Origin of the sequence: Archangium sp., assembly GCF_045802675.1 — a bacterium.
Lineage (GTDB): Bacteria > Myxococcota > Myxococcia > Myxococcales > Myxococcaceae > Archangium.
This window is the reverse complement of sequence record NZ_JBJMQO010000114.1, coordinates 18119-41838: the sequence shown is the minus strand read 5'-3', so window position 1 is coordinate 41838 and position 23720 is coordinate 18119. Positions and strand designations below refer to the sequence as shown.

Genomic DNA, 23720 nt, shown 5'->3' with positions numbered 1-23720 from the left:
TCGTCGTCCATTGCCACTACCAGAGTCATGTAAGGTAGGTCTGCTACTGTTCGGATGAGTCGTAGCATGGTGAGCAGTTCTACCTTGCTTAGGCGGTCGACATCGTCGACCAAGACGACAACTCGTCCACCTTTCGCCCCTAGTTTGTTGAGTGCTTTTTCCACTTCTGCCCGATATTGTTCGAACTTCTTCTCACCGCCATCGGCAAGCGCGGCGAGACCCGCGAGGTTATTTGATAGTTCTCCTGAGTTTTTGAGGCTCTCCCCAATCTTGCCTATGTCGACGTTGATGCCGCTGATGGTGATTCCTTTGGATGCAGCGGTAAGAAATGCTCCCATCCCTTTGAATCCCTTTTCTGCTGCCTTCAGAAAATTCCCGCCGCCCGTCTTGAGTTCCTCCGCGATGGTCGCGAAGAACGATGTTACGAGTGCGCCAGTGTCCTCGTAGAACCAAGGATTGAAAAAGGCGATGTGCACGTTTTTATGCTGTGCTCGGTTTTGTTCCACGTGATCGCGGAACATGTGCAAAATGGACGTCTTCCCGATGCCCCATGGCCCAAATAGCCCGAGGACCAACCCATCTTCGGTCGGCCACTCCAACGCGAGACGGACGAGTCGTGGGATGAAGTTGGATTTGAGTCCGTAGCGATCCTGAGCAAGCGACTTGGCTGGTCGGTCGGAAGAGATGGGAGCCGTAGTCTGAGCGGTCGTGGTCGTCGTTGTACGGGGGGCGCTTTTCATGGCGCATATTGTACTTCAACCACTCGCTTTCGCCGCAATGTGCCGCACAACGCGGACGCCCTCGGCCTCCGAGGGCAGCACGTAGTACCTCGCCGCCTCGTGGAAGAGCGCCTCGCCCACCTCCCACCAGAACCGGCCCTCGGGGCGCTCGGCGTTGCGCTGGCGCAGCCGCTCCAGGCACAGCGCGTCTGGCGTATCCATGACGTGCAGTACGTGGCCGGCCCCCGCGGACTCGAAGATGCTCCGCACCCAGGCGCGGTCTCGCGGCGTGTTCCCGGCGAAGTCGAGCACCACCGAGGCGCCCATGCGCAGCACGTCGCGCAGGTGCGGCACCAGCAACTTGCGGCAGCGCGTGGAGTGGCGCACGTAGTCCCGCAGTGTCTTCACCTCACCGCCCAGCGTGGCGATCCACTGGTCCTCGCAGATGTGCACCGCGGGCACCTTGAGCGCGAGCCCGCGCGCGAGCGTGGTCTTCCCCGACCCGATCCTCCCCGCGATGAAGTGCAGCACCGGGCGTGGGCTCAATGCCTCTCCGCGGGGAAGAAGAACTTCAACACGTCCACCGAGAGGGACCGCCAGGAGCCCAGGCTGTGTCCCCGGTGCGTGTACACGACCCTCGGCTTCAGCCCCGTCTCCTTGAAGTACCTCTCCATGAGCCGGGTGTCCTCATGGATGTACCGTTCGTACGAGCCCGCGCTCATCCAGATTCGCAGCTTCGGGTCGGGGCGCTTCCGGCGGCTGAAGTAGGGCTCGTAGTAGGAAGGGGCGCCGGCCAGGGAGGGGGACAGCATGGCGAGCTTCCGGAACAGCCCGGGCCGTTCCAGCCCTACATAGAGCGAGCAGCGCCCTCCGGCCGACGAGCCCAGGTGCAGCCGGTCCTCGGCGCGGGGCCGGGTCGGGTAGTGGCCATCGACGTAGGCGACGACCTTCTCCAGGTACGCCAGATACTCGGGATTGAATTGATACCAGCTGGAGCGATCGGCGGCCGGGTCGATCATGACGGCGATTACGGGCTCGATCGCTCCGTCCGCGATGAGATTGTCGAGGACGGTTGGCAGCTTCAGGTAATTGATCCAGGCGCTGCCGTCGGCGGTGTAGACGACCGGGTAGCGTTTCGAGGCCTCGTAGTTTGCGGGAAGGTAGACGGTGACCTTGGGGGTGGCCCAGGCCTCGGCGAGCATGGTCAGGGTTCCCTTCGGAACGTCCTCACGCACGGCCACCTCCGGGGCCTCCTTGTAGGCGGGCATCTCGAGCGCGGACACCATCCCGATGACGCCATTGTCGAGGGTGTGTGGGTTCAGCGGATCGGGCTTCTGCGCACCGTCGACGATGAACCTGTATTCGAGCCGGGCGTCCTGCTCGAACTCGAGGCGTTTGAAGAAGACCTCGCCGCTCTCGCTGGCGCGCGACAGCGCTTCACCGGCCTCGTCCCAGGCGACGCTGAAGGTGCGCTGCTTGAAGTCCCCGATGACGCGGACGTCCTTCTCCTGCCCCGAGCCCTGGAAGAAGAACACCACGCTCCCATCCGCCTCGATGAGGGGAAAGCCACCGCGTGCCTGCTGCCACGCGATGAACGACTGCACCAGCTCCTTCCGGGAGTCCGCGGGGGCCTCCCGGTATTGACTCACGAAGCTGTCGAAGCCGGTGAAGCGCTCGTCGGCGGAGCTCGGCGAAGGGACCGTCAGAAGAAGCAGCAGGAGAGCCACGGGGCGCATGCGTGCATTCTAGGAGGAGGCCATGCTCCGGGTCTTGCACGGACCTCCCGCGAGTCATTCTCCGGCCGGCGCTGGAGTGGCGAAGCGGCCAAAGCCGAGCCCCACGGTGGGCAGGGCCGTCCAATGGCTGTAGTCCACGTGGGACCACGAGGCCTCGGAGAAGACGCTCAGGCCCAGTCCCAGCCGCACCGGCCCGGCACGCCAGGCCAGCCCCACCAGTCCCCCACGGGGCAGCAGCAAGCGCGTCTGCAGTCCCACGCTCAGCGACAGGTTCGCCCGGGGCACCAGCGGAAGCTCGTAGACCAGCGACTGCGAGCCCACCGACACCCCGAAATCCAGCCCGCGCACCGGGGTGCTCCACACCAGCTTCACCTGGGTGAGGAAGCGCACCGTCGGCGTGAGCGGATCCACCTTCAGCCGCGATGCCTCCTGGTGCAGCCACAACCCCGGATCCTCGGACAACACATCCACCCGCTCCAGCCGGACACTGGCGGGCTCGGCCGCCAGCACCACCGCCGCCACTAGCGCAAGCATGGGGCCTCCTCGGGAAAGTCGGTGATGAGGACGTCGACCGGCCAGTCGCAGAAGTACTCCAGCAACTCCCGGGTGTTGGGCGCGAAGAGCTGCACCTTCAGCCCCTCGCGGTGGGCCAGCTCCACCAGGTGCTGGTCCGCCATCTGGTAGGGAATGACGACGCCGTCGGAGCCTGCCCGCAGGGCCGCCGCCACCATGTCGTCCACTCCCACGCGGGTCAGCAACTCATGCTCCACCACGATGGCGGTGGTCGAGTCGCCCGCGGGGAACTTCGGCCAGGAGAGGGTGGTGGTGACCGGACCGTGGGCACGGAAGGCCTCCAGCACCTCGGGCCACCCCGAGTCCACGTACATGGGATTGGGCAGCCCCCGGGCCTGCCAGCGCGTCATGATCTGCTCGGCGAACTCCTCGGCCGGAGGGGTCAGCTCCGGCTGGCACTTGAGGTCCAGGTGCAGCAGCATCTCCGGGGCCTCGGCGAGGGCGTCCAGCAGCTCGTCCAGCGTCATCAGCGTGTCCGCCACCACCCGTGCCTCGGGCGCTTCCGGGTTCTCCACGCCGCCACAGCGGTAGGCCTCCCGCAGCTGCTCCAGCGTCAGGTCCTGGATGAGCACCCGGCCGGGCAGCGGTGCGCCGTCGACGGTGGTGCAGAGCGTCTCGCTCAGCCAGGGGTCGTGCGCCAGGACCGGCACCCCATCCCGCGTGAGGGTGACGTCGACCTCGATGCCAGGGTAGCGGTGCTGGACGCTCTCGAGGACGGCGGTGCGGGAGTTCTCCGGCCAGTAGCCGGACCCGGCCCGGTGGGCGATGAGGGTGGGCCGGGGCGCGTGGGTGTCACCGCACGCGCTGACAAGGAGGGCTGACAGTGACAGCAGGAAGGGAAGGGTGCGTTTCATGGGCCCCTGCTCGAGGGAATCGACGGTGTCGTCATCCCTTGGACCCGTGGCTGCCTTCCCTGGGCAACGAATTCTTCCCCCAGGGCGTGAAGCGGGGTCAACCGTTCGCTCGGCGCCAGCGGACCCATGTTCCCCCTGGCATCCGGCCCACGAGTGCCATTACGACGGGCGCTCCCCGCATTCGAAGGAGACGCACACATGGCCAAGATCACCCTGAAGGGCAATCCGGTACAGACCGAGGGCAACCTGCCCGGCGTGGGCGCCCAGGCGCCGGACGTCACGCTCACCGGTGTGGACCTCGCGGACAAGAAGCTGTCGTCCATTCCGGGCAAGCGCGTGCTCAACATCTTCCCCAGCATCGACACCGGTGTGTGCGCGACCTCGGTGCGCACCTTCAACAAGCGCGCGACCGAGAAGCCCAACGTCACCGTCATCAACGTCTCCATGGACCTGCCCTTCGCGCTCAAGCGCTTCTGCGGCGCCGAGGGCATCGAGAAGGCGCTGACCTTCTCGGGCTTCCGCGGAGACTTCGGCAAGCAGTACGGCGTGACCATCAAGGATGGCGGCCTGGCGGGCCTCTACTCGCGTGCGGTCGTCGTGCTCGACGAGAGCGGCAAGGTCCTCCACACCGAGCAGGTGCCGGAGATCGGCCAGGAGCCGAACTACGACGCCGCCCTCGCGAAGCTCTAGCCAGGGCCGCCAGGCACATGGCCCCCTGGGATGACGGATGTCTGCCCATCCGTTGACCTCAGGGGGCGTGGTCTCCGTCGGTTGCCTCGCTCCCGAAGGAGGTGGGCGATGGTCTGGTTCTGGAGAAGCAGGCGCCCGGCTGGCTGTTCGCGTGGGATTGCGCTCCCGGGGCGTGTGTGGAGCGTCACCACGTTCTGTGCCCTCGTGTTGCTGTTCGCCACGTCGGCCGTGGCCCGGGACTCGGGCTGGGTCATCAAGAGCTTCGACGCCCAGCTCACCGTGCAGGCCAACGCCGACGTGCGGGTCACCGAGGACATCGCCGTCGACTTCGGCTCCCAGCAGAAGCACGGCATCTACCGTGACATCCCCGTGCGCAATGGCTACGACGCCACGCGGGACCGGCTCATCCACATCGATGACGCACGCGTCGAGGGGGACCCGGGGACTCCGGCCGACCTCGTGGTGATGGAGCAGGGCGACACGGTGCGCCTGAGGATCGGCTCGCCCTCCCAGACCGTCTCCGGCCCTCATCGCTACCGGCTGACCTACCGTGTCGCCGGCGTGATGAACCCGTTCCAGACACACGAGGAACTCTACTGGAACGTGACGGGCTCGCAGTGGAGCGTGCCCATCGAGCGCGTCTCGGTCCACATCCCCGGGCCGGCGGAGGTGACACGCATGGCCTGCTACCGGGGGCCCACCGGCAGCACGGAGCATTGCCCCTTCGCGGGCATCCAGCAGCGCGAGGGCCAGGCCAACACCGGTTCACTCGAGCCCGGCGAGGGCATGACCATTGTCGTCGCCTTCCCGCCAGGCAGCGTCCAGGTTCCTCCGCCGCGGCTCGTGCCCGTGTCCCCCCCATCGGGGCACCTGCTCGACTTCGCGGGCATCCACCGGCCGGCCACCGCGGACTACCTCTTCGCGGCCCTGCTGTGTGGGCTCATCGGCTTCTGGCTCGTGCGGCTCTACCTGCGGAAGGTGATGGACGACCCGGCCACGAGGCACGTCCCCCACGGTCCCGAGGGCCAGCCACCCAACAGGCTGCGACCGGCGGTGTTGAACCTCCTGCTCAACAAGCGCGTCGGCGAGCGGGACCTCACGGCGACCCTCGTCGACCTGGCCGTGCGTGGCTACCTGTCCATCGAGGAATTGCCGGGGAGCTTCTGGAGCGGTAGGCCCGGCTGGCGTCTCACCCGGTGCCATCGCCAGAAGGGGCCGGGAGAGCCGCCGCTCGCGGAGTACGAGCGCGTGTTGCTCACCTCGTTGTTCCTCTGGGCGGACTCCGTGTCGTTGTCGGAGGTCCGGAGCCGGCTCGCGAACGACTATAGGCGGGTGCGAGAGCTCATCTACGACGCTCCCGAGGCGCGGGACTGGTTCCATGGCCAGGCGGACTACGTGCGCACGGAGTGGGGGATCCGCTCGTTGTTTCTGTGGGTCGTCAGCGTCGCTCTGTGCTGCGGGGCCTATAGAGCCGGACGCCACGACGTCGCGCTCTGGTTGCTTCCCTTCGTGCTCGGCGGTTTCGCGCTGGGGAGCTTCGCGATACGGATGCCGCGCCGCACGCCGGAGGGCAGCGCCATGCTCCAGCGGGCCCAGGCCTTCCGCGCGTTCATCTTCACGGCCGAGAATCGGCGCGCGGAGCTCTCCAGACAGCAGGACCTCTTCACCGGGTTGCTGCCCTACGCCATTGCCTTTGGTGCCGAGGACACGTGGGGACGCGTATTTTCGGGGCTCTCCTCCCAGGCGCTCACCCGCACTGCCCACGGCGTCTGGTTCTTCGGAGCCTCGGGCAGCACCCTCCTCGGCGCGAGCGCGCTCTCGAACGCGGTGGGTTCTTTCAGCTCGAGCGTGGGTGGAGCGCTGAGCAACGGAAGCGGCTCCGGCTTCGGTGGCGGCGGCTTCGGCGGCGGAGGCGGTGGCGGCTTCTCGGGCGGCGGCGGTGGTGGTGGCGGTGGAGGCGGCTGGTAGTCCTCCCCGGTAGCCCTCCCGGCATGACGCGGCGCGTGCCACGCAATCGTCCCCCGCTGGCCCCGTATTCTACATTGTAGTAATCAAATCCCCGCCAGCGAGCCGAGGTGTCCGTGTCGCAGTCCGCCCCGAGGAATGGAGGCCCCGTGGAAGTCCCCCGTCTGCCTCTGGCGCTGCTGCGGGCGTGGCTCCCGTATGCCGAGCGGGAGGAGGTCATGGCCGAGCTCTCCGCCGAGTTCGCCGACCGGGAGGCCCGGGAAGGCCGCCGGGACGCGTGCGCGTGGTTGTGGCGGCAGGTGCTCGGCTCGGTGCCGCCGCTGGTGCGGCGGACGTTCTCTCGCGGTTGGACTGGCTTCGAGCCGGCCTCCAGCCGCCTACGCCCGGGAGGGCCCCCGATGGAGAGCTTCATCATGGACCTGCGGTACGCGGCGCGCCGGCTGCGGCTGCGTCCGATGTACACGGTGCTGGCGGTCCTCACGCTCGCGCTCGGCGTGGGCGGGATGGCGGCGGCCTTCGGGCTGGTGCGCGGGCTGCTGCTCACGCCGCTGCCCTATGCCGCGGAGGAGCGGCTCGGCCTGTTCTGGTCCCCGAGGGACTGGTCCGAGCAGGAGTTCCTCCACCTGTCCCCGGACTGGTCCGGCTTCAGCGGGGTCGCGGCGTACAAGTCGAGGGAGCTCCCGATGCGGCGCGGCCCGGAGGCGTCTCCGGAGACGGTGCCCGCGCTCTCCACCACCGCCGGACTCTTCGACGTGCTCGGGGTTCGTCCCGAGCTCGGCCGCGGCTTCGAGCCCAATGAAGACCGCCCCGGTGCCGCGCCGGCCGTGGTGCTCAGCCACGCGCTCTTCGAGGAGCTCGGCGGGCAGCCGTCGCTGGTGGGCAGCACGGTGGAGCTCGATGGGCAGGCGCACACGGTGGTGGGGGTGATGCCCCGGGGTTTCTGGTTTCCGGACCCGACGGTGCGCGCCTGGGTGGCGGAGCCACTGAACGAGGAGGACACCTCCGGCAACTACGCGCTGGTGGGACGGCGCGCGCCCGGGACGGACGGGCCCGCGCTCGAGCTGGCCCTGCGGCGGATCGCCTCGCGTCTGGGCGAGCGCTTCCAGTACTCGGCGCAATGGGACAAGACGCGTGCGCCTTCGCTGACGCCCCTTCGCCAGCACCTGCTCGGGCCATTGCAGGCCCCGTTGCTCGCGACGCTCGCGGCCATGGCGGTGCTGCTGCTCATCGCGTGCGCCAACGTCGCCGCGCTGATGCTCGGGCAGATGGACAGCCGCGCCACCGAGCTCGCGGTGCGGTTGGCACTCGGGGCCAGCGGCCGCCGGATGACGCAGCAACTGCTCTCCGAGGCGCTCCTGCTGGGGCTCGCCGCCGCCGGGGTGGGCGCGCTGATCGCCGCCGAGGGCTTCCAGGTGCTCGCCGACGCGCTTCCACTCGGGCCCCTCGCGCCCCACGGCTCGCTGGATTGGGGCGTGTTCTTCGCCGCGCTGGTGATTGCCCTGGTCGCCGCGCTCGCGGTGGCGCTGCTGCCGGCCCGCTCGTTGCGCAAGTCGGATCCGCAGCGCGCGCTCGGTAGCATCCGGACGGGAGGGATTGGCGCACGCGGTGGAAGGACCGAGGGCGCACTGGTGGTGGGGCAGGTGGCGCTCGCGGTGCTGCTGACGGCAGGGGCCGCGCTGCTGGTGCGCTCGGTGGCGAACCTGCGCTCCATCGACCCGGGCGTGGACACGGGCCGCGTGGCGGTGCTGGACGTGGTGATGGAGGGGAACGTCACTCCCGAGGCCCGGCGGCGGCTGCTGGCCGACCTGGAGACGGCACTCGCGGCGGTGCCCGGAGTGCGTGCGGCGGGTGCGGCCCAGAAGCTGCCCCTCCGGGGCCCGGGCGATAGCTGGGGCATTACGCTGGAGGACAAGCCGGACCTCCCCGCCAGCACCACCTACATGCGGCTGGTGACGCCCGGGTATTTCGAGACGATGGGGATTCAGCTGCTCGAGGGCCGTCTGCTGAATGTTGACGACCGGGAGAACACGGAGCCCGCCGTGCTCGTCAATCACGCGCTCGCCGCGAAGTACTTCCCGGGTGAGAGCCCCCTCGGGCGGCGGCTCGCGATGGGACGCGATGCGTGGGCGCGGATCGTCGGAGTGGTGGAGGACGTGGCGGAGGCGGGGCTCACCGATGGGGCCGTGCCCGCGCGCTACATGCTCTACTCGCAGGTGACGGGCTACACGCCGGCGCGGCACACGCTGGTGCTCCGCGCGCAGCCGGGCCACGATCCCGCGTCACTGCTCGACGACGCCCGCAGGCAGCTCGCGCACACCGCGCCGTCCGTGGCCGTGCAGTGCACCACCACCCTCGAGGCGGTGCTCGCCCAGGCGATTGGCCCCGCGCGCCAGGTGATGTCGGTGCTCGCGTTCCTCACGGCGCTCGCGGTGGTGCTGGGCGCGGTCGGGGTCTACGGCGTCACCGCGCACTTCGTCCGCCGGCGCCAGCGCGACCTCGGCATCTGCATCGCCCTCGGGCTGCGGCCGTCGCGCGTGGTGGCGCAGGTGGTGGGCCGGGGTGGCGTGCTGGTGCTGATGGGGAGCGTGCTCGGCACTGTCGCGGCGCTCGTGCTATCGCGGCTGCTCTCCTCGTTCCTGTACGGGGTGAGCGAGGTGGACCCGTTGTCCCTCGCGGGAGCCATCCTGGCATTGCTGGCGGTCGGAATCGCCGCGGCGCTGTTGCCCGCCTGGCGCGCCAGCCGTATGGATCCCGCCGTCGTGTTGCGCCAGGGATAGACCCCATGCCATCCAAAACCCAGACAGTATCGGATGCGCCTCTCGGCACCTTCGAGGAGCAGGTGTTGCTCGCGGTGGTGCGCACCGGGCGAGCGCCCGGCGGAGATGGCGCCTACGGAATGGCCGTCCGCCGGGAGCTGGAGGCGGTGACGGGGCGCGAGGTGACGATCGGCGCGGTGTACGCCACGCTCGACCGGCTCGAGGCGAAGGGGCTGGTGGGCTCGGAGCGCGGCGAGTCGGGCCCTGGAGGCTCCCGGAGGCTGTTCGCGCTCACGCCTCGGGGAGCGCGAGCCCTGGCCGACTCGCGCGAGATGCGTGAACGGCTCTGGCACGGAGTGGACCTGGTTCCCATGCTGGCGGGTGGGAACGCACGAGGGGGCAGCTGACACACGAACTTCGTGAAAACGCTGGGTGAGCTGAGCCCGCGGGGGCAGACCCGAGCTGCGGCTGCCGTGTGCCCCCGCTCACCGCTTCCCTCGCGTGCTCATTCGTCGCCGCTGGGGCCGTGCTGGCATACTCCAGAACGGGACCCGCCAGTCCTGACTTGATTGGAGGACCCGGCCATGCGTCTCCGAGCGTGCATCGCACTTCTTCTCTATGTCTCGGCCTGCGCTACGACAGCGCCGAGCCCAAGAGAACCAGCGGCCCGCGACCCGAGGCTCGCCAACCTCCAGCGAGCGGCGACGCTGCCCTGGACGGATGGGGGGCGTTGCGCTGTCCGCGAAGCTTCCGAGCCGTGGCCCGTGCTGGTGGAGCAGTGCTTTCCGGCGCTCGACCATGACCGGCTCGAGTTTCACGACCCCACAGGACGATGCGCGGTTGCCTCCGCTGGTGCCGCTGCCGTGGGACTTGGGGCCTGCGTCCTGGCGGCACCGGAGATCGTCGTGGGAGCGGTGATCATCACGGGTGTTGTGGTGGTGGGCTTCGCCATTAAAGAGGCCCTGGATACGTATGCGGAGAAGAGGGGCCGTCCCCAGGTAAGGCCCGTGCCAGAAACGCGCCCCGTGCCTGAAACAAAGCCCGTTTCGCAGGAACCCTCGCCGAAACAAAGGCCCAAGCCGGAGCCAAGAGGGCCGGATTTCCCTCCCATTGGGCCAATCGAAGTCACGGAGCGGGACCGCCGCCCGGAGTGCAAGCCCATCCCGGTGCTGCACGCGGGCGAGGATGACCCGCATAACGAGTGCGCCGATAAGTTTCCGCCTAACCGTTATCCCGGAATGGACGTGCTCGTGGGCGGTGTGCGCTTCGATGCGCTGCAAGTCGGCGTGCGTGTGCTGTGGGAAATCAAGACCCATCAATTTGACACGTACCCTGACTTTATTCGGGATCAGGAGATTGAGAAGGAACTCAAGCAATTGCGCAAGGAGCGCGACGCTGCGCGGGCCTGTGGATATGACTTCGTTGTTGGCGTGAGCACCCAAGAGCACAAAGACGCGCTGCTCGCTGTCGTTCCCTCCCTCAAGCTCGTCGTCACGGGATGCAAACGATGACCACTCGAAATCGCCTCGTTCTGACCGTCTACGCGCCTCCACTCGCGAGTGACGGCAACCGCACGCTCGCTGCCGTCCATGGCTTGGAACGAGCGTTGCCCGGCTTGCGCCTGGAGTGGAGAGTGACCGAGAGGCGACGGCTTGCCGCGTTGCCACAACGCGATGCGTGGTTGGCTGAGGCGACCACGCGCGGCGAGTTCCCTCTGGTATGTAACGGCGATGAGCGTTACCCCGTGATGATCTCCGGGCACCACGAATCCGCGTATGTGAGCCCAGGCGGTCGGCCACAACTCCAAGTCCATGCGAAGTTGCCGCTAGACACAGCCGTTATCGCGGCAGCGGGGAATGTGTTGGAGTACGTAGCGGAGGGCGCTTGCGCGTTCTGGGGGCATGCGACGCCGGATGCCGCTGCGCTGGACATCGCGTATCAGATAGCACCCACGCTTGAAGGGCCGCCGTCCCCACGCCGGGGGTTGCCCGGCCTGAAGCTCTTCGAGCACATCCGCTCGCCCGAGATTCCCTATTACCTCGGGTGGCTGAACTACTGGTCGGCCGCTTCCGCAGAAACCATCGGCTTCCCGGACCCCGCCCGCGACGCGGAGCTGCTTTCACGCGCACGTCGCACAGCGACCGGCGGGTGGATTGTCCGGCTCACCGATGCGCCGCTCGACCTGGACAACCCTGCACACCTGGAGGCGCTCAAGCGGGCCTACGAGCGCTTCCCGGAGATCGGCGGGCGCTCCTCCCGTTGAGGCTGGCTCGGCTCACCATGGCCGTGCTCATGGTCCCGCTGCCGAGAGCTCAGACGCTGTCTGCTCCGGCGGACGCCGCGGAGGGTGACGTCACGTCGCTCCAGTCCTGGGCCCGGACCCAATCCTCCAGGGTGTGCCAGCCCACCTCGGGATACTCCCGGCGCAACCCGTTGATGTCCGCGTTGAAGCCCGTGGACCCGAGCCACCGCAGCATGATGGCGATGCTCGCGCCCAGCTCCCCCGGCACATTGAAACTCTCCAGCGGGAGCGCCACCGGCTGTATCTCCCGCCCCAGCACTCGCGAGAACACCGCCGCGGCCTCCGCGCCGTCCAGCTCGTCGCCCGCCAGGTCGATGCGCCGGCCCAGGAAGCGCTCGCGATTCTCGAAGACGTGCGTCACGAAGGCCCCGATATCCTCGACGGCGATGTATTGGAGCTTGCACTCCACTGGCATCCACCGAGCGAGCACTCCCTTCCGCAGATGCCCGCGGGTGAACGGCTCGCCCAGGTTCTCCATGAAGTACGCGGGGCCGACGATGGTGTACGGCACACCGGACTCGCGGAGGTGCTCCTCGATCTGTCTCTTGCTCTCGAAGGTCGGAATCCCGGTGTCCCGATCCGCGCTCCCCGCCGACGAATAGACGAGGTGCTCGAGCCCCGCCCGCCGGGCCGCGTCCACCAGCGCGAAGCCATTGCGGAGCTCCTCGCGGATGCCTTCGAAGGGCGTGCAGAGCGCGAAGGCCGCGTCGACGTCCCTCATCGCACCCTCGAGTGCAGCTCCCTGGATTTCACCGGGGACGAGCTCCACCCCTCGGCGCGCCAGCGCCTCCGCCGTCGGAGATGTCGGGTTCCGGCAGAGCGCCCGGACCCGGTGCCCCCGCGCGAGCAACGACTTCGTCACCGCGCCGCCCTGCTTCCCCGTCGCGCCGGTCACCAACACCCGCTTCGATGCCGCCATGGTGTATCTCCGTGGGACTTGCCCGTGAGATGCGCGCCGGGCCCTGGGGGAGATGGCGACTCGCCGCCCCGTGCGCATCAGAAGGACGGGGGGCTCCAGGCCCGGCTCCGCCCCGCTTGGGCAGGTTCCGGCTTCGGCTTTTGTGTCCCCGACGGGATTCCAACCCATCGGGGTCATGTCAGGTGCAGGGGCGCAATCCCTCTCAGGTCTTTTGGCGCTGCAGCCGTGCCACGAGCCGGCGCAGATCCTCGTTGGCCCTCACGTACTCGGTGCGGCTCTTCTCCTCGGTGAGCTGCTTCTCCAGCGTGGGCAGGGCGCTCCGGGCCTGTGTCGCGGCGTCCTTCGCGTCCTCCACCAGCCACTCGGCCCCGAGGATGAGCGCCATCCGCGTGTCCGGGTCCTTCTCCGTCATCCGTGCCAGCAGCGCCCCCACGTGCGCCGCCGTCTTGCCGCGCCCCACTTCCATTGCCGCGCGCTCCACCACGCCCTTGTCCGCGTCCTCCAGCTTCTTCGCCCAGCAGCCCGTATCCGCTCCGCACGCCTTCGCCGCCTCCAGCCGCTTGCCGTACCGCGCAATCTCCTCCGCCCGCTTCCTGGCCAGCGTCGCCGGGTCACCACACCCCTCGCCTCCGAATTCCTGGCACTCGGCCGCCGTCTTCGCCGGCTCCGCCGCCGCCAGCTTCTCCAGCACCGGCTGCTCCCGCGCGTCCCCGAGCATCGTCAGCGCGTCGATGGCTGCCTCGCGCGCGTACCAGTCCCCCTGGCCCGCCGCCTTCTCCAGCGCCGGCATGGCCTCGCGCCCGCCCAGCCGCGCCAGTGCGTGCGTGTACTCGCGCCGCAGCCCCGCGTCCGGCTCGGACACCATCGCCGCCAGGGGCTTCACCGCCGCCGCCGAGCGCATCCTCGCCAGCGCATCCGCCGCTCGCGCCCTCAGGCCCGCCTGGATGCGCGGGTCCTCGTTCTTGAACGCGAGCTGCTGCACCAGCATCCCCTCCGCCCGGTGCTCGCGCAGGTCTCCGAGAATCTCCGCCGCCTTGAAGGAGTAGCTCGCCGGGTTGATGCCGTTCTTCTGCACCCAGCGCGATAGCTCGTCGTCCTTGCCCTCCATCACCTTGAGCAGCGCGTCCGCCGCCGGCTGCCCCATCTGGAAGAGCGAGAACGAGCTCTCCACGTAGAAGGAGATTCCCTTGCGCTCCTTCGTCAGCGTCCGCATCAGCACCGGCACCGCCCTCGCGTCGCCAATACGGCCCAGCGCCTCGATGGCCTTCTTGTTCAGGAAGGGCTCGGTGCTCTCGTCACTGGCCAGTTGAATGAGGGGCTCGACGGCCTCCTGCGTGTGCATCCGCCCCAGGGCATCCACGGCCTCGATGCGCGTGTAGTTGTCCCGGGCCTTGAGCAGCTTCATCAGCACGGGCGCGGCCTTCGGGTCTCCAATCTCTCCCAGCGCCGAGGCCAGCTCCTTGTTGAGCAGGTTTCCCGCCGAGTCCGTCGCCCCCAAATCCACCGCGTTGCCCAGCGGCTCCACCGAGGCCGGGTTCTTCACGTCTCCGAGCGCCCGCGCCACCGCCGCCTTCACCTCGGGCTTGTGGTCCGAGGCAAGCTCGGCATGGAGGAAGGGCAGGAAGCGCGCGTCGAGGTGGCCCGAGCTGCGCAGCGTCTCCAGCACCCGCACCTGGTCCTGGGCCCGGCGGGCCTTGCCCAGTGTCTTCTCCCAGTACTCCGGGGACGCCGGGTCCACCTTGCACCCGGAAAGAACGAGCACGAGCGCCAGGCTCGTCGCGGCGAGAATGCGAGACATGTGGCCCCCCGAAGAACTGCGGGTTGAACGCGCGTTCCGTCCTAAACCCGTCCTGTCGGAAGGAGCAAACCGACCCGGGAGATTGGAGTACGCTGCCCAACGCCATGTCCGTCGATACTCAACCTTCCTCGCGTCCCCATGTCGTGCGCCGGAAATATCTGCTCGATGCCGGGTTCCAGCTCCGGTACATGCTCCGGCTCGCCGCGCTCGGCGGGGGCGGGGTGATGCTGGTGGGGGTGCTCGCCTACCGGACGCACCGGGCGGCGGTGGAGAGCGGGGCCTCTCCCGTGGCGCTCGCCGCCAGTGGCGAGACGATGCTCTGGCTCACCGGGCTGGGCGCGCTCGCCATGGCGGGGCTGCTGGCCCTCTTCGGACTGGTGCTCACCCACCGCGTGGCCGGCCCCGTGTATGTGATGAGCCTCTACATCGCCACGCTCGCCGCCGGCCGCTACCCGCGCATGCGCCCGCTGCGCCAGAAGGACGAGCTGCGCGGCTTCTTCGACCGGCTCAGCGAGGCGGTGGACCGCATCCGCGAGCGCGAGGCCGAGGAGGCCCGGCTGCTCTCGGAAGTCATCGAGGCGCTTCAGCCGCTGGCCACCACCGAGGAGACGCAGGCCGCGCTGAGCATCCTCGGCTCGCTGCGGGCCCGCAAACGTCAGGCCAGCGAAGGTCCCACCGCGGGCGCGCTGAAGTCCGTTGCCTGAGGCGCCCGGGTACAGGAGAAGACACTTCCATATGACCCGCCCCCGCATCGTCTTCATGGGCACGCCCGAGTTCGCCGTGTCCTCCCTGGCCGCCCTCTTCGACATCGGAGACGTGGTGGCCGTCGTCACCCAGCCGGACAAGCCCAAGGGCCGCGGCCAGGCGCTCGCCATCTCCCCGGTGAAGGCCTACGCGCTCGAGCGCGGCGTGCCCGTGCTCCAGCCCCAGAAGCTGCGCACGCCGCCCTTCTCCGAGGAGCTGCGCAAGCTCGCCCCGGACGTCGCCGTGGTGACGGCCTACGGGAAGATTCTCCCCAAGGACTTGCTGGAGACGCCGCTGAAGGGGTGCCTCAACGTGCACGCCTCGCTGCTGCCGCGCTTCCGCGGGGCCGCCCCCATCCAGTGGGCCATCGCCCATGGGGACGCGGAGACGGGCGTGGCGCTGATGGTGATGGACGAGGGCCTGGACACCGGCCCGGTGCTCGCCGAGAAGCGCCTGCCCATCGCCCCGGACGAGACGAGCGCCACGCTGCACGACAAGCTCTCCAAGCTGGGAGGGGAGTTGCTGCGCGAGTGCCTCCCCGCGTACCTGCGCGGCGAGCTGAAGCCGAGGCCGCAGCCCTCGGAGGGCGTGGTGCTCGCCCCCATCATCCAGAAGGAGGACGGGAAGCTCGACTTCCAGCGGCCGGCGGTGGAGCTGGAGCGGCGTCTGCGCGCCTTCACCCCGTGGCCGGGGGCCTTCACCACGCTGGAGGGCAAGCTGTTCAAGGTGCACCGGGCGAAGGTGGGGCAGGGCCAGGGCGCGCCGGGGACGGTGGTGTCCGCGGGTCCGCAGGGGCTGGAGGTGGCGTGCGGTGAGGGCTCGCTGGTGCTGCTGGAAGTGCAGCCCGAGGGCAAGCGGGTGATGGCGGCGGGCGAGTTCCTCGCGGGCCGCAAGCTGGCGCCGGGCAGCCGGCCTTTTGAATCGTAGGAAGAGGACACGCGACATGGGCAAGAGGCTGTTGGTACTGCATGGGCCGAACCTGAACCTGCTGGGCGAGCGGGAGGGCAGGCAGGGAGGACGGCTCGCGGACCTCGATGCCGCCCTGAGGGCCCGGGCCGCGGAGCTCGGGCTGGAGCTCGAGGTGGTGCAGTCCAATCACGAGGGCGTCCTCATCGACACACTGCACGCCGCGCGCTCCCGGGCGGAGGGCGTGGTGGTGAGCCCCGCGGGGCTGTTCGGCTCGTACCCGCTGAGGGAGGCGCTGGAGGCGGTGGGCCTGCCCGCGCTCGAGGTGTACCTGGAGGAGCTCGGCGACCGCGAGTCCGTGGTGGCCGAGGCCTGCACCGCCACCCTCGAGGGCCAGGGCTTCGACTCGTACCTCGAGGCGCTGGAGCGCTTCGCCAGCGGCGACCTCACCGGGGAGCTGACGGACGAGGAGGAGGCGGCCGGGGACGAGGACGAGGAGGTGGACGAGGAGTCCGAGGAGGAGGAGGAGTCCGAGGAGGAGGAGGAGGTCGGCGCGGAGGGCGAGGACGACGTGGTGGAGGCCGGCTGGGCCGATGAGGAGGGCGAGGAGGGCGAGGAGCCCGCGAAGACGCTCGGCCGCCGGAAGAAGGACATTCCCCGGGAGAAGTCCCTGGCGGTGATGCCCTCGCGAGCCCTGGCGCGCGCCGCCGATGCTCCGGCGAAGGCGCTGGCGCGTCCGGTGGGCGGGGGGAACAAGACGCTGGGCCGCAAGGCGCAGGCGCCGGCCGCGTCCGCCGCGCCCTCGAAGACGCTGGGCCGCAAGGCGAAGGGGGCCACGCCCGCCGCGGACTTCCTCACCCGGGCGCTGGTGCGGCAGAAGATCGCCGACCGGCTGGCGGGGCGGCTGACGCCCGCGGATCTGGCCACCTGGGCGCGCTCGAAGTGGACCGAGGTGCAGCGCGGGGCTCCGGCGGAGAGTGGCTACAAGGAGCTTCTGGAGGACTCCCTGCTCATGCTCTCCTCCCTGCCGGCGCGGAAGCTGTCGGACGCGGAGCTCGTGAACATGATGACGCGGTTGGAAGGGTGAGAGGGTGAGGATGAACGCACGCGCCATCGCCGTCCAGGTGCTCAGCCGCGTCCGGGCCACGGATGCATACCTCAACGTGGTGCTCGACACGGTGCTCTCGGAGTCGCCACCGGCGGACCCTCGGGACGCGGGGCTCATCACCGAGCTCACCTATGGAGCCACCCGCCGCCAGCTCGCGCTGGACTACGCCATCACCCGCTTCGCGGACCGCAAGCTGGACGCCCTGGAGGACAAGGTGCTGGCCGCGCTGCGCGTGGGGGCCTACCAGCTCTTCTACACGCGGGTGCCGGCGCGCGCCGCGGTGGCCGAGACGGTGCAGGCGCTCAAGGACGTGGGGCTGGTGCGCGCGGCGGGTTTCGCCAACGCGATTCTTCGCAAGCTGTCCACGCTGCCCTCGCAGCCGCTGCCCCCGGACACGGACCTCGTCGAGCACCTGTCGGTGCGCGAGAGTCATCCGAAGTGGCTGGTGGAGCGCTGGTTGCGCCAGCTCGGCCGCGAGCGCGCCGAGGCGATGCTGGTGGCCAACAACCAGACGCCGCCGGTGGTCATCCGCGCCAACAGCGCGAAGGTGACGCGCGACGCGCTGCTGGAGCAGTTGCGCGAGACGGGGCTGGAGGTGCGGCCCACGGGCGTGTCTCCGGTGGGAATCGTCCTGCCGCCGCTGGGGCGCCTGGAGGACGTGTACGGCTACGCCGAGGGCCTGTGGCAGGTGCAGGACGAGGCGGCGCAGTTGGTGGGCGTGTACGGGGATATTCCAGAGACGGCGCGGGTGCTGGACGCGTGCGCGGCGCCGGGAGGCAAGGCGTGCCACCTGGCCGAGAAGCACGAGGTGATGGCCACGGACCTGCACGCGAACAAGCTGCGCAAGATTGAGTCCGAGGCGAAGCGGCTGGGGCTCTCGGCGCGGCTGAAGGCCGAGGCGCACGATGCCTCGCAGCCCTACCCGGAGGAGTGGGGCGAGTTCCACGCGTTCCTGGTGGACGCGCCGTGCTCGGGGCTGGGGACGCTGCGGCGGCACCCGGAGCTGCGCTACCGGCGCAAGGCGGAGGACATTGGCCGGCTGGCGGTGTTGCAGCGGCGCATCCTGGAGAACTGCCAGGAGTCGGTGCCGCCGGGAGGCCTGCTGGTGTACGCGGTGTGCACGACGGAGCCGCAGGAGGGGCAGGATCAGGTGGAGATGTTCCTGCGCAGCCACCCTGAGTGGACGGCGGAGCCCCCGGTGCTGCACGAGTCGGTGAAGCTCCCGCTCTCCCAGGCCTACCTGCGCACGCTTCCCGGCCCCGAGGCCTGGGACGGCTTCTTCGCCGCGCGCCTGCGCAAGCTGTACTGAGGCGCTACCCGGCCTCGGAGGGCTCGCGCTCGTAGTTGTCCGGCGGTGGCGGCCGCGGGTCGGGCAGGGAGCGCAGTACGGGCAGCAGGGCCCGCATCGCCTCGGTAAGGGTGGCGAACCGCTTGCCGGGGCCCGTGGCGGTGGCCCGCTCCACCCAGGACTCCCAGCGTCCCCGCCAGGCCCCATCCTTGCGCGTGGCCAGCATGTCCCGCACGACGAGCCCGAAGGAGAAGACATCGGCGGAGGGCGGCACGGGGCCCGAGTCCCCCAGCTCGGGCGCCACGTAGGCGGCACCCACCTGCGGGGGCTTCAACCAACCGTGCGCGTGCGTGCGCCGGAAGACCTCCAGCCCCAGGTCGAGGATGCTCAGCTTCACCCCCTGCGGCCCGGGTGCGACGAGCAGCCGCGAGGACCTCAACCGCCCGTGCGCCACACCGGAGGCCTGGGCATCGGTGAGCGCCTGCGCCAGCTGCTCCGCGAGCGAGTGCAGGTAGGAAACCTCGAGCCCTACCGGATGGAGTCCTCCCAGCATGGAGGGCAGTGACTCGCCATTCCACCAGGGGCGCACCAGCCACAGCGCCTCGCGGGAGCGGTCGTACCCCACCTCTTCCACCTGCGCGAAGGAGGGGTTTCCCGTCCGCTCGCCCGTGCGCACGAGTTGCTCGAAGCGCTCCAGCTCGGCGGGGCGGGGGACGCGCAGCGTGCGCCACAGCGTGAGCCGCCAGGCTCCCTCCCCCCCGGCGGGCTCCACCCGGAACTCCGAGCCGGGCTCGTCGCCGAAGGCCGGACGGACGATGCGCCACTTCCCTCCGAGGATGTCGCCTGCGGTCAGCGCGCTCATTTCCTGGAGTGTAGACGGCATGACCCCAGGGGACGTCAGGGGGCCTCCCGGGAGACGTCCATCCTCGAACACGAGGCGGCTCCCCATGGGCGGCCTGGCCCGACACCTCCCCCATATCCCATATCGTGATTACCTCGTGCTCCCGGGCTTCGAAGCTCGGACCTCGCGGCTCATCCGATTCGCGGGGCTCATCGCCGACACGACCCATCAGGTGCTGGTGCATTGCGAGGCCGGCATCGGCCGCTCCACCGCCGTGGCCTTCATCCTCTACTCGCTCTGGCGGATGAGCTCCTCGCGCGTGGCGGTGCGAAGGTGCATGCGCTCGACGCGCGGAGCACCGCGGAGGGATGACGTCGCAGGTCGGTACGCGGCGCGTCTTGACCGCACGCCACGGGCTCACTACTTCGAAGCGAGATGGAGAAGGGCTCTCAGCAGGAGTTGGAGCATCGGCTGGCCCTGGGTGGGCCAGAGGACACCCTGCGTGGCTTGTTCTTCACCGGCGCGCTGGAGGTGGTGCGGGGCCTGGAGGATCCAACCGCGCTGGAGTGCTGCATCGCGGCCGCCGGCGGTGAGCGGTTCATGACCTTCTTCAGCTACCCCGTCGGCACGTTGAATCGGCTGCTGTACGCCGCGGCGTGGGCGCTGAGCAGCGGGCACGACGGCTTCGGCGGGGCGATGCGGTACCTGGGGCAACGGATCGCGCCGGTCTACCTGCAGTCCGGTGCGGGGCGCGTGTTGCTGATGCTGGCCGGCGGCGAGCCGAGGCGGATGCTCGATGGCCTTCCCTCGGCCTACCGCATGGCGGTGCAGCATGGCCTGTGCTCCGTCCAGTGGACCGGGCCGGCCCGCGGCCGCGTCCTCTTCCAAGGCAGCACGCTGCCCACGGAGTACCTGGAGGGCGTGGTGCGGGGCCTCTTCGAGTCCTCGCGGGTGGCGCAGGTGAACACCACCGGACGGCAGGTGAGCCTGCGCGAGACGGAAATCGACGTCTCCTGGTAGCCCCGTGCTCTCATGTCCGCTGGCCGGGCGGGCGGGCAGGGGCGGGCAGAAGGCGTGCGCGGACGGTGTTCCGAGCGCGTTCGCGAGGAGGCACATGCGCCGGGTAGTCGAGCTGACGGAGATGGGTGGAGGTACCGGTCCCCGGGTCCTGCTGTTGCCGGGGTTGGGAGCTCGGGGCTCGGGCTTCCGGGCGCTCGCCGAGCAGCTCTCCCAGGTGGCCCGTCCAGTCCTCGTCGAGTACCCGGAGGGTACCCATGCCGCGTGTGGCCCGGGGGCGCTCGCCCGCGAGGTGCTGCTGGCGGCGGGCTCCCTGGACGCGGTGGTGGCCAGCTCCCTGGGAGGCATGGTGGCCGCGCACCTGGCGGCCGCGGGCGCCGTGCGAGGCGTGGCCTTCCTCGGCTCCTTCACCCGGCCCGAGCACCTGGGCCTGCGCGGCCACCTCATCGCGATGATGGGGCCCATCGCCGTGCTCGGCCGTCCCGGCCCGCTCACGGCGGCCCTGGCCTCGTGGAAGCCCATTGCGTTCAATCAGGTGGCCGAGGTGGTCCCCACCACGAAGCGCGAGCGGATGAGCACGCTCCACCGCGCCTTCGCCGTGCGGGGCGAGCCGCCTCCGCCGGAGCTGCGCGGGTTGCGGCTCTCGTGCGTGTGCCTCCAGGGAGACCGGGACGTGCTGGTGCCCGCGTCCTCGATGGCGCGGCTGGCGGCCTCGCTGCCTCCGGGCACGCCGCGGCACCTGATGCGCGGCGTGGGCCACGTCCCCTACTTCACCCACCCCGAGGAGTGCGCGCGCCTGCTCACCCCCTGGTTGGCGGCGTTGGCTCCCGGCCGCGAGCTCGAGAACGAGACGGAAACCGAAACCGCCGCCTGAGGAAGCAAAGACCCCGTGCCACCCGGAAGGGGCGGCACGGGGCCGGGAAGTGAAGCGGGACCGAGAGGACGGGGAGGGCCCGTTACGGCTCCTCGATGGTGATCTCGGCGTGCTTGAAGGCCTCGAGCACCGCGTCGGAGGCCCGGTCCAGGTACTTGCCCTTGCGGATGAGCAGACCGATGGGGCGCGACACGGTGCCCTCGGCGAAGGGCTTGGACACCAGCGAGCCCTGCGCCACCTCGGCCGACACCGTGGACACGGGGAGGATGGCCACGCCAATGCCCATCTCCACCGCGCGCTTGATGGTCTCGACGTTGTCGATCTCCATCACCGGGTTGAGGTCCAGGTTCTTCTCGCGGAAGAGCCGGTCCAGCGCCTTGCGCGTGGGGGCCTCGCGGTCGAAGGCGATGAAGGGCACGCCCGAGAGCGCCGTGAGGCTCACCTTCGCCTTGGAGGCGAACGTGTGGTTGGGGGCGCATACCACCGCCAGCTTGTCGTCGCGGAACGGGTGGATGTCCACGCCCGCGCGCGGCTGCGGGTACGCGACGATGCCAATCTCGGCCGCCCCGAGAATCACGTCGTCATACACCTGGTCGTTGCGCCGATAGTTCAGGCGCATGTTCACCTTGGGGTGCGTCTTGAGCAGCTGCTTCTGCACGTTGCGCAGCTCGTGCAGGCCCACCGAGTAGATGGTGGACACCGTCGTGGTGCCCGCCACCTCCGTGGACTGCTCGCGGATTTCGTTCTCCACCTCGGCGAAGCGGGCCAGGATCTCCTTGCACCCGCGGAACAGGCGCTCGCCGGCCGGAGTCGGAGTCACCTGGCGCGCGCTGCGCGACAGGAGCTTCTGCTCATAGCGGTTCTCCAGCGCGCGGATCTGCTGGCTCACCGCCGACTGCGTCACATGGTTGAGCTGCGCGGCCCGCGAGAAGGAGCCCGTCTCCACCACGTCACAAAACATCTTCAAGGATTCAAGCTGCATAAGAGGGCGCCTCTCCTAACCGAAGCCTTATGTCGAGGCTAGCTCTAATTAGCCGGTCTACGTCCCACCCGCAAAAGGGCTTACCCTGCCTGCCCGTCCGGCTGCTTGACGGAGGAGGGCAGAGGGGCGGGGTGGGCTCGGGAGGGGGGTGGAGCGCCGCGGGTAGGAGCCCGGACACGCCCTCAGTGGGAGGCCGGGCTCCCCTTCGAGCGCACCAACACCACCACGGCGGCCCCGAGGGCCAGCAGGGCGGCGCCCGAGAGCAGCTGCATGCGGCTGAGGTCCTGGTCGGCCTCGCGGGTGGTGCCGCATTCCAGCTCGGAGAGGTCCGTGCAGTCGGTGGGCGTCATGCGCGTCTTGAGGCCCATGCCCAGCAGCAAGAGGCCGCCGAGCAGCATGCCGCCACACAACCCCAGCAGGGCGGCCCGGGTCACGTTCCCGGCGCTTGCCGGGCGCTTGGTGTCCGTACCTTCGTGTTGCATGGACGGGACGCTACCGCCGCGTGGGCTCGCGCGCCATATCCCGCGTATGCTGCGCCCCCATGCGAATCCTCTACGGTGTCGTTGGCGAAGGCATGGGGCACGCCACCCGCTCTCGCGTGCTGCTCGAGGAGCTCTCCAAGGAGCACGAGGTCCACATCGTCGTCTCGGGGCGCGCCAAGGACTACCTGGCCAAACGCTTCGAGAACGTGCACGGCATCTGGGGCTTCACCATCGCCTACGAGGGCAACTCGGTGAAGAAGTGGCAGACGGTGCTGCAGAACCTCTCCGGGGCCGTGAAGGGCTGGCCGCAGAACGTGCGCCAGTACTTCGAGCTCGTGGAGGAGTTCAAGCCGGACGTGGTGGTGAGCGACTTCGAGAGCTTCAGCTACCTCTTCGCGCGCAACCACCGCCTGCCCGTCATCAGCGTGGACAACATGCAGGTCATCAACCGGTGCAAGCACGACCCCGGGCTGCTCGCCGGTTTCGAGGATGACTTCGAGGCCACGCGCGCCCTGGTGAAGGCCAAGCTGCCCGGGGCCTTCCACTACCTGGTCACCACGTTCTTCTATCCGCCGCTGCGCAAGGAGCGCACCACGCTGCTGCCCTCCATCCTGCGGCCGGAAATCCTCTCCGCGAAGTCCGAGCCCGGTGAGCACCTGCTCGTCTATCAGACGTCGACGACGAACAAGGCGCTGCCCGAGATCCTCAAGCAGAGCGGTCTGCCCTGCCACATCTACGGCATGCGCCGCGACCTCACCGAGGACGTGCGCGATGGCAACCTCGTCTACCGGCCCTTCAGTGAGAAGGGTTTCATCGACGACCTGCGCACCGCCCGGGCCGTGGTGGCCGGCGGGGGCTACACGCTCATGAGCGAGGCCGTGTACCTGCACAAGCCCGTGCTGTCGCTGCCGGTGCAGGGCCAGTTCGAGCAGGTGCTCAACGCGCTCTACCTGGAGAAGCTGGGGTACGGCATGTACGCACCCGAGCTGACGATCGAGCGCCTGCGCGACTTCCTCCAGCGCGTCCCGAAATGCCAGGAAGCGCTGAAGGGTTACCAGCAGGACGGCAATGTGAAGATGATCGAGGCGCTTCGCGAGCAGCTCGCCCGCGCCGCTGAGTACAAGGGCCGCTGGTGGGAGGAGCAGGACGAGCCCACCCAGGGGTGA

At 69.4% G+C, this 23720-nt stretch carries 23 protein-coding genes; 13 read left to right on the top strand and 10 right to left on the bottom strand.

Features of this window, described 5'->3' with window-relative positions; genetic code table 11:
• The 5 genes from ACJ8AN_RS32260 to ACJ8AN_RS32240 all read right to left on the bottom strand — a co-directional run.
• A partial coding sequence (locus tag ACJ8AN_RS32260) for a P-loop NTPase fold protein (protein ID WP_407759380.1) occupies nt 1-740 on the bottom strand: 740 nt, incomplete at its 3' end.
• Between the two features lie 15 nt (nt 741-755).
• On the bottom strand, nt 756-1265 hold the full coding sequence (locus ACJ8AN_RS32255) for an AAA family ATPase (protein WP_407759379.1): 510 nt from the start codon (nt 1263-1265) through the stop codon (nt 756-758).
• Entirely contained in the window at nt 1262-2455 is a 1194-nt protein-coding gene (locus ACJ8AN_RS32250) for an alpha/beta hydrolase-fold protein (protein ID WP_407759378.1), read from the bottom strand. The genes ACJ8AN_RS32255 and ACJ8AN_RS32250 overlap by 4 nt, the downstream gene beginning before the upstream one ends.
• 54 nt (nt 2456-2509) lie before the next feature.
• Entirely contained in the window at nt 2510-2989 is a 480-nt protein-coding gene (locus ACJ8AN_RS32245) for a hypothetical protein (RefSeq protein ID WP_407759377.1), read from the bottom strand.
• Nucleotides 2977-3882, bottom strand: a complete 906-nt coding sequence (locus tag ACJ8AN_RS32240; protein WP_407759376.1) for a glycerophosphodiester phosphodiesterase — start codon at nt 3880-3882, stop codon at nt 2977-2979. Before ACJ8AN_RS32240 ends, ACJ8AN_RS32245 begins: the two co-directional genes overlap by 13 nt.
• A gap of 198 nt (nt 3883-4080) precedes the next feature.
• On the opposite strand from ACJ8AN_RS32240, the gene tpx reads away from it, so the two are divergent.
• The 6 genes from tpx to ACJ8AN_RS32210 all read left to right on the top strand — a co-directional run bounded on the left by tpx (nt 4081) and on the right by ACJ8AN_RS32210 (nt 11556).
• Nucleotides 4081-4572, top strand: coding sequence for a thiol peroxidase (gene tpx, locus ACJ8AN_RS32235; protein WP_407759375.1), 492 nt, complete (start codon nt 4081-4083; stop codon nt 4570-4572).
• Nucleotides 4573-4776: 204 nt separating this feature from the next.
• A complete protein-coding gene (locus ACJ8AN_RS32230; RefSeq protein ID WP_407759374.1) occupies nt 4777-6540 on the top strand; it encodes a DUF2207 domain-containing protein in 1764 nt (587 codons plus the stop codon).
• A 146-nt stretch (nt 6541-6686) separates the two neighbouring features.
• Nucleotides 6687-9314 (top strand): ADOP family duplicated permease, encoded by a 2628-nt coding sequence (locus ACJ8AN_RS32225; protein WP_407759373.1) that lies wholly within the window; start codon nt 6687-6689, stop codon nt 9312-9314.
• A gap of 5 nt (nt 9315-9319) precedes the next feature.
• A complete protein-coding gene (locus ACJ8AN_RS32220; RefSeq protein WP_407759372.1) occupies nt 9320-9700 on the top strand; it encodes a PadR family transcriptional regulator in 381 nt (126 codons plus the stop codon).
• Between the two features lie 177 nt (nt 9701-9877).
• Nucleotides 9878-10804, top strand: a complete 927-nt coding sequence (locus ACJ8AN_RS32215) for a DUF6310 domain-containing protein (RefSeq protein WP_407759371.1) — start codon at nt 9878-9880, stop codon at nt 10802-10804.
• Nucleotides 10801-11556, top strand: a complete 756-nt coding sequence (locus ACJ8AN_RS32210; protein ID WP_407759370.1) for a DUF5953 family protein — start codon at nt 10801-10803, stop codon at nt 11554-11556. The genes ACJ8AN_RS32215 and ACJ8AN_RS32210 overlap by 4 nt, the downstream gene beginning before the upstream one ends.
• A gap of 49 nt (nt 11557-11605) precedes the next feature.
• On the opposite strand, the gene ACJ8AN_RS32205 is transcribed toward ACJ8AN_RS32210, so the two are convergent.
• Together ACJ8AN_RS32205 and ACJ8AN_RS32200 are read right to left on the bottom strand one after the other, a co-directional pair.
• A complete protein-coding gene (locus ACJ8AN_RS32205; RefSeq protein WP_407759369.1) occupies nt 11606-12514 on the bottom strand; it encodes an NmrA/HSCARG family protein in 909 nt (302 codons plus the stop codon).
• A gap of 202 nt (nt 12515-12716) precedes the next feature.
• Complete coding sequence (locus tag ACJ8AN_RS32200; protein ID WP_407759368.1) at nt 12717-14312, bottom strand: HEAT repeat domain-containing protein; 1596 nt, start codon at nt 14310-14312, stop codon at nt 12717-12719.
• 104 nt (nt 14313-14416) lie between these two features.
• Here ACJ8AN_RS32200 and ACJ8AN_RS32195 point away from each other — a divergent pair, with 104 nt between their 5' ends.
• From ACJ8AN_RS32195 to rsmB, 4 genes are read left to right on the top strand one after another with little or no spacing between them, the layout of a single operon-like run.
• Complete coding sequence (locus ACJ8AN_RS32195; RefSeq protein WP_407759367.1) at nt 14417-15016, top strand: signal protein; 600 nt, start codon at nt 14417-14419, stop codon at nt 15014-15016.
• Nucleotides 15017-15047: 31 nt separating this feature from the next.
• Nucleotides 15048-15983, top strand: coding sequence for a methionyl-tRNA formyltransferase (fmt, locus tag ACJ8AN_RS32190; RefSeq protein ID WP_407759366.1), 936 nt, complete (start codon nt 15048-15050; stop codon nt 15981-15983).
• Between the two features lie 16 nt (nt 15984-15999).
• Complete coding sequence (locus ACJ8AN_RS32185) at nt 16000-17049, top strand: type II 3-dehydroquinate dehydratase (protein ID WP_407759365.1); 1050 nt, start codon at nt 16000-16002, stop codon at nt 17047-17049.
• Between the two features lie 10 nt (nt 17050-17059).
• Nucleotides 17060-18379 carry a 16S rRNA (cytosine(967)-C(5))-methyltransferase RsmB gene (gene rsmB, locus ACJ8AN_RS32180; protein ID WP_407759364.1) on the top strand — a complete coding sequence of 440 codons (1320 nt, stop codon included), beginning with the start codon at nt 17060-17062 and terminating at the stop codon, nt 18377-18379.
• A 4-nt stretch (nt 18380-18383) separates the two neighbouring features.
• On the opposite strand, the gene ACJ8AN_RS32175 is transcribed toward rsmB, so the two are convergent.
• A complete protein-coding gene (locus tag ACJ8AN_RS32175) occupies nt 18384-19220 on the bottom strand; it encodes a hypothetical protein (protein ID WP_407759363.1) in 837 nt (278 codons plus the stop codon).
• 414 nt (nt 19221-19634) lie between these two features.
• On the opposite strand from ACJ8AN_RS32175, the gene ACJ8AN_RS32170 reads away from it, so the two are divergent.
• Entirely contained in the window at nt 19635-20219 is a 585-nt protein-coding gene (locus ACJ8AN_RS32170; RefSeq protein ID WP_407759362.1) for a TIGR02265 family protein, read from the top strand.
• A gap of 94 nt (nt 20220-20313) precedes the next feature.
• Nucleotides 20314-21090, top strand: coding sequence for an alpha/beta fold hydrolase (locus ACJ8AN_RS32165; RefSeq protein ID WP_407759361.1), 777 nt, complete (start codon nt 20314-20316; stop codon nt 21088-21090).
• An 82-nt stretch (nt 21091-21172) separates the two neighbouring features.
• Here the strand turns inward: ACJ8AN_RS32165 and ACJ8AN_RS32160 are convergent, their stop codons facing one another.
• Both ACJ8AN_RS32160 and ACJ8AN_RS32155 read right to left on the bottom strand, forming a co-directional pair.
• Complete coding sequence (locus ACJ8AN_RS32160; protein WP_407759360.1) at nt 21173-22072, bottom strand: LysR family transcriptional regulator; 900 nt, start codon at nt 22070-22072, stop codon at nt 21173-21175.
• 182 nt (nt 22073-22254) lie between these two features.
• Nucleotides 22255-22554 carry a hypothetical protein gene (locus ACJ8AN_RS32155; protein ID WP_407759359.1) on the bottom strand — a complete coding sequence of 100 codons (300 nt, stop codon included), beginning with the start codon at nt 22552-22554 and terminating at the stop codon, nt 22255-22257.
• Between the two features lie 59 nt (nt 22555-22613).
• Between ACJ8AN_RS32155 and ACJ8AN_RS32150 the strand changes: the two genes are divergently transcribed.
• Entirely contained in the window at nt 22614-23720 is a 1107-nt protein-coding gene (locus ACJ8AN_RS32150; RefSeq protein WP_407759358.1) for an MJ1255/VC2487 family glycosyltransferase, read from the top strand.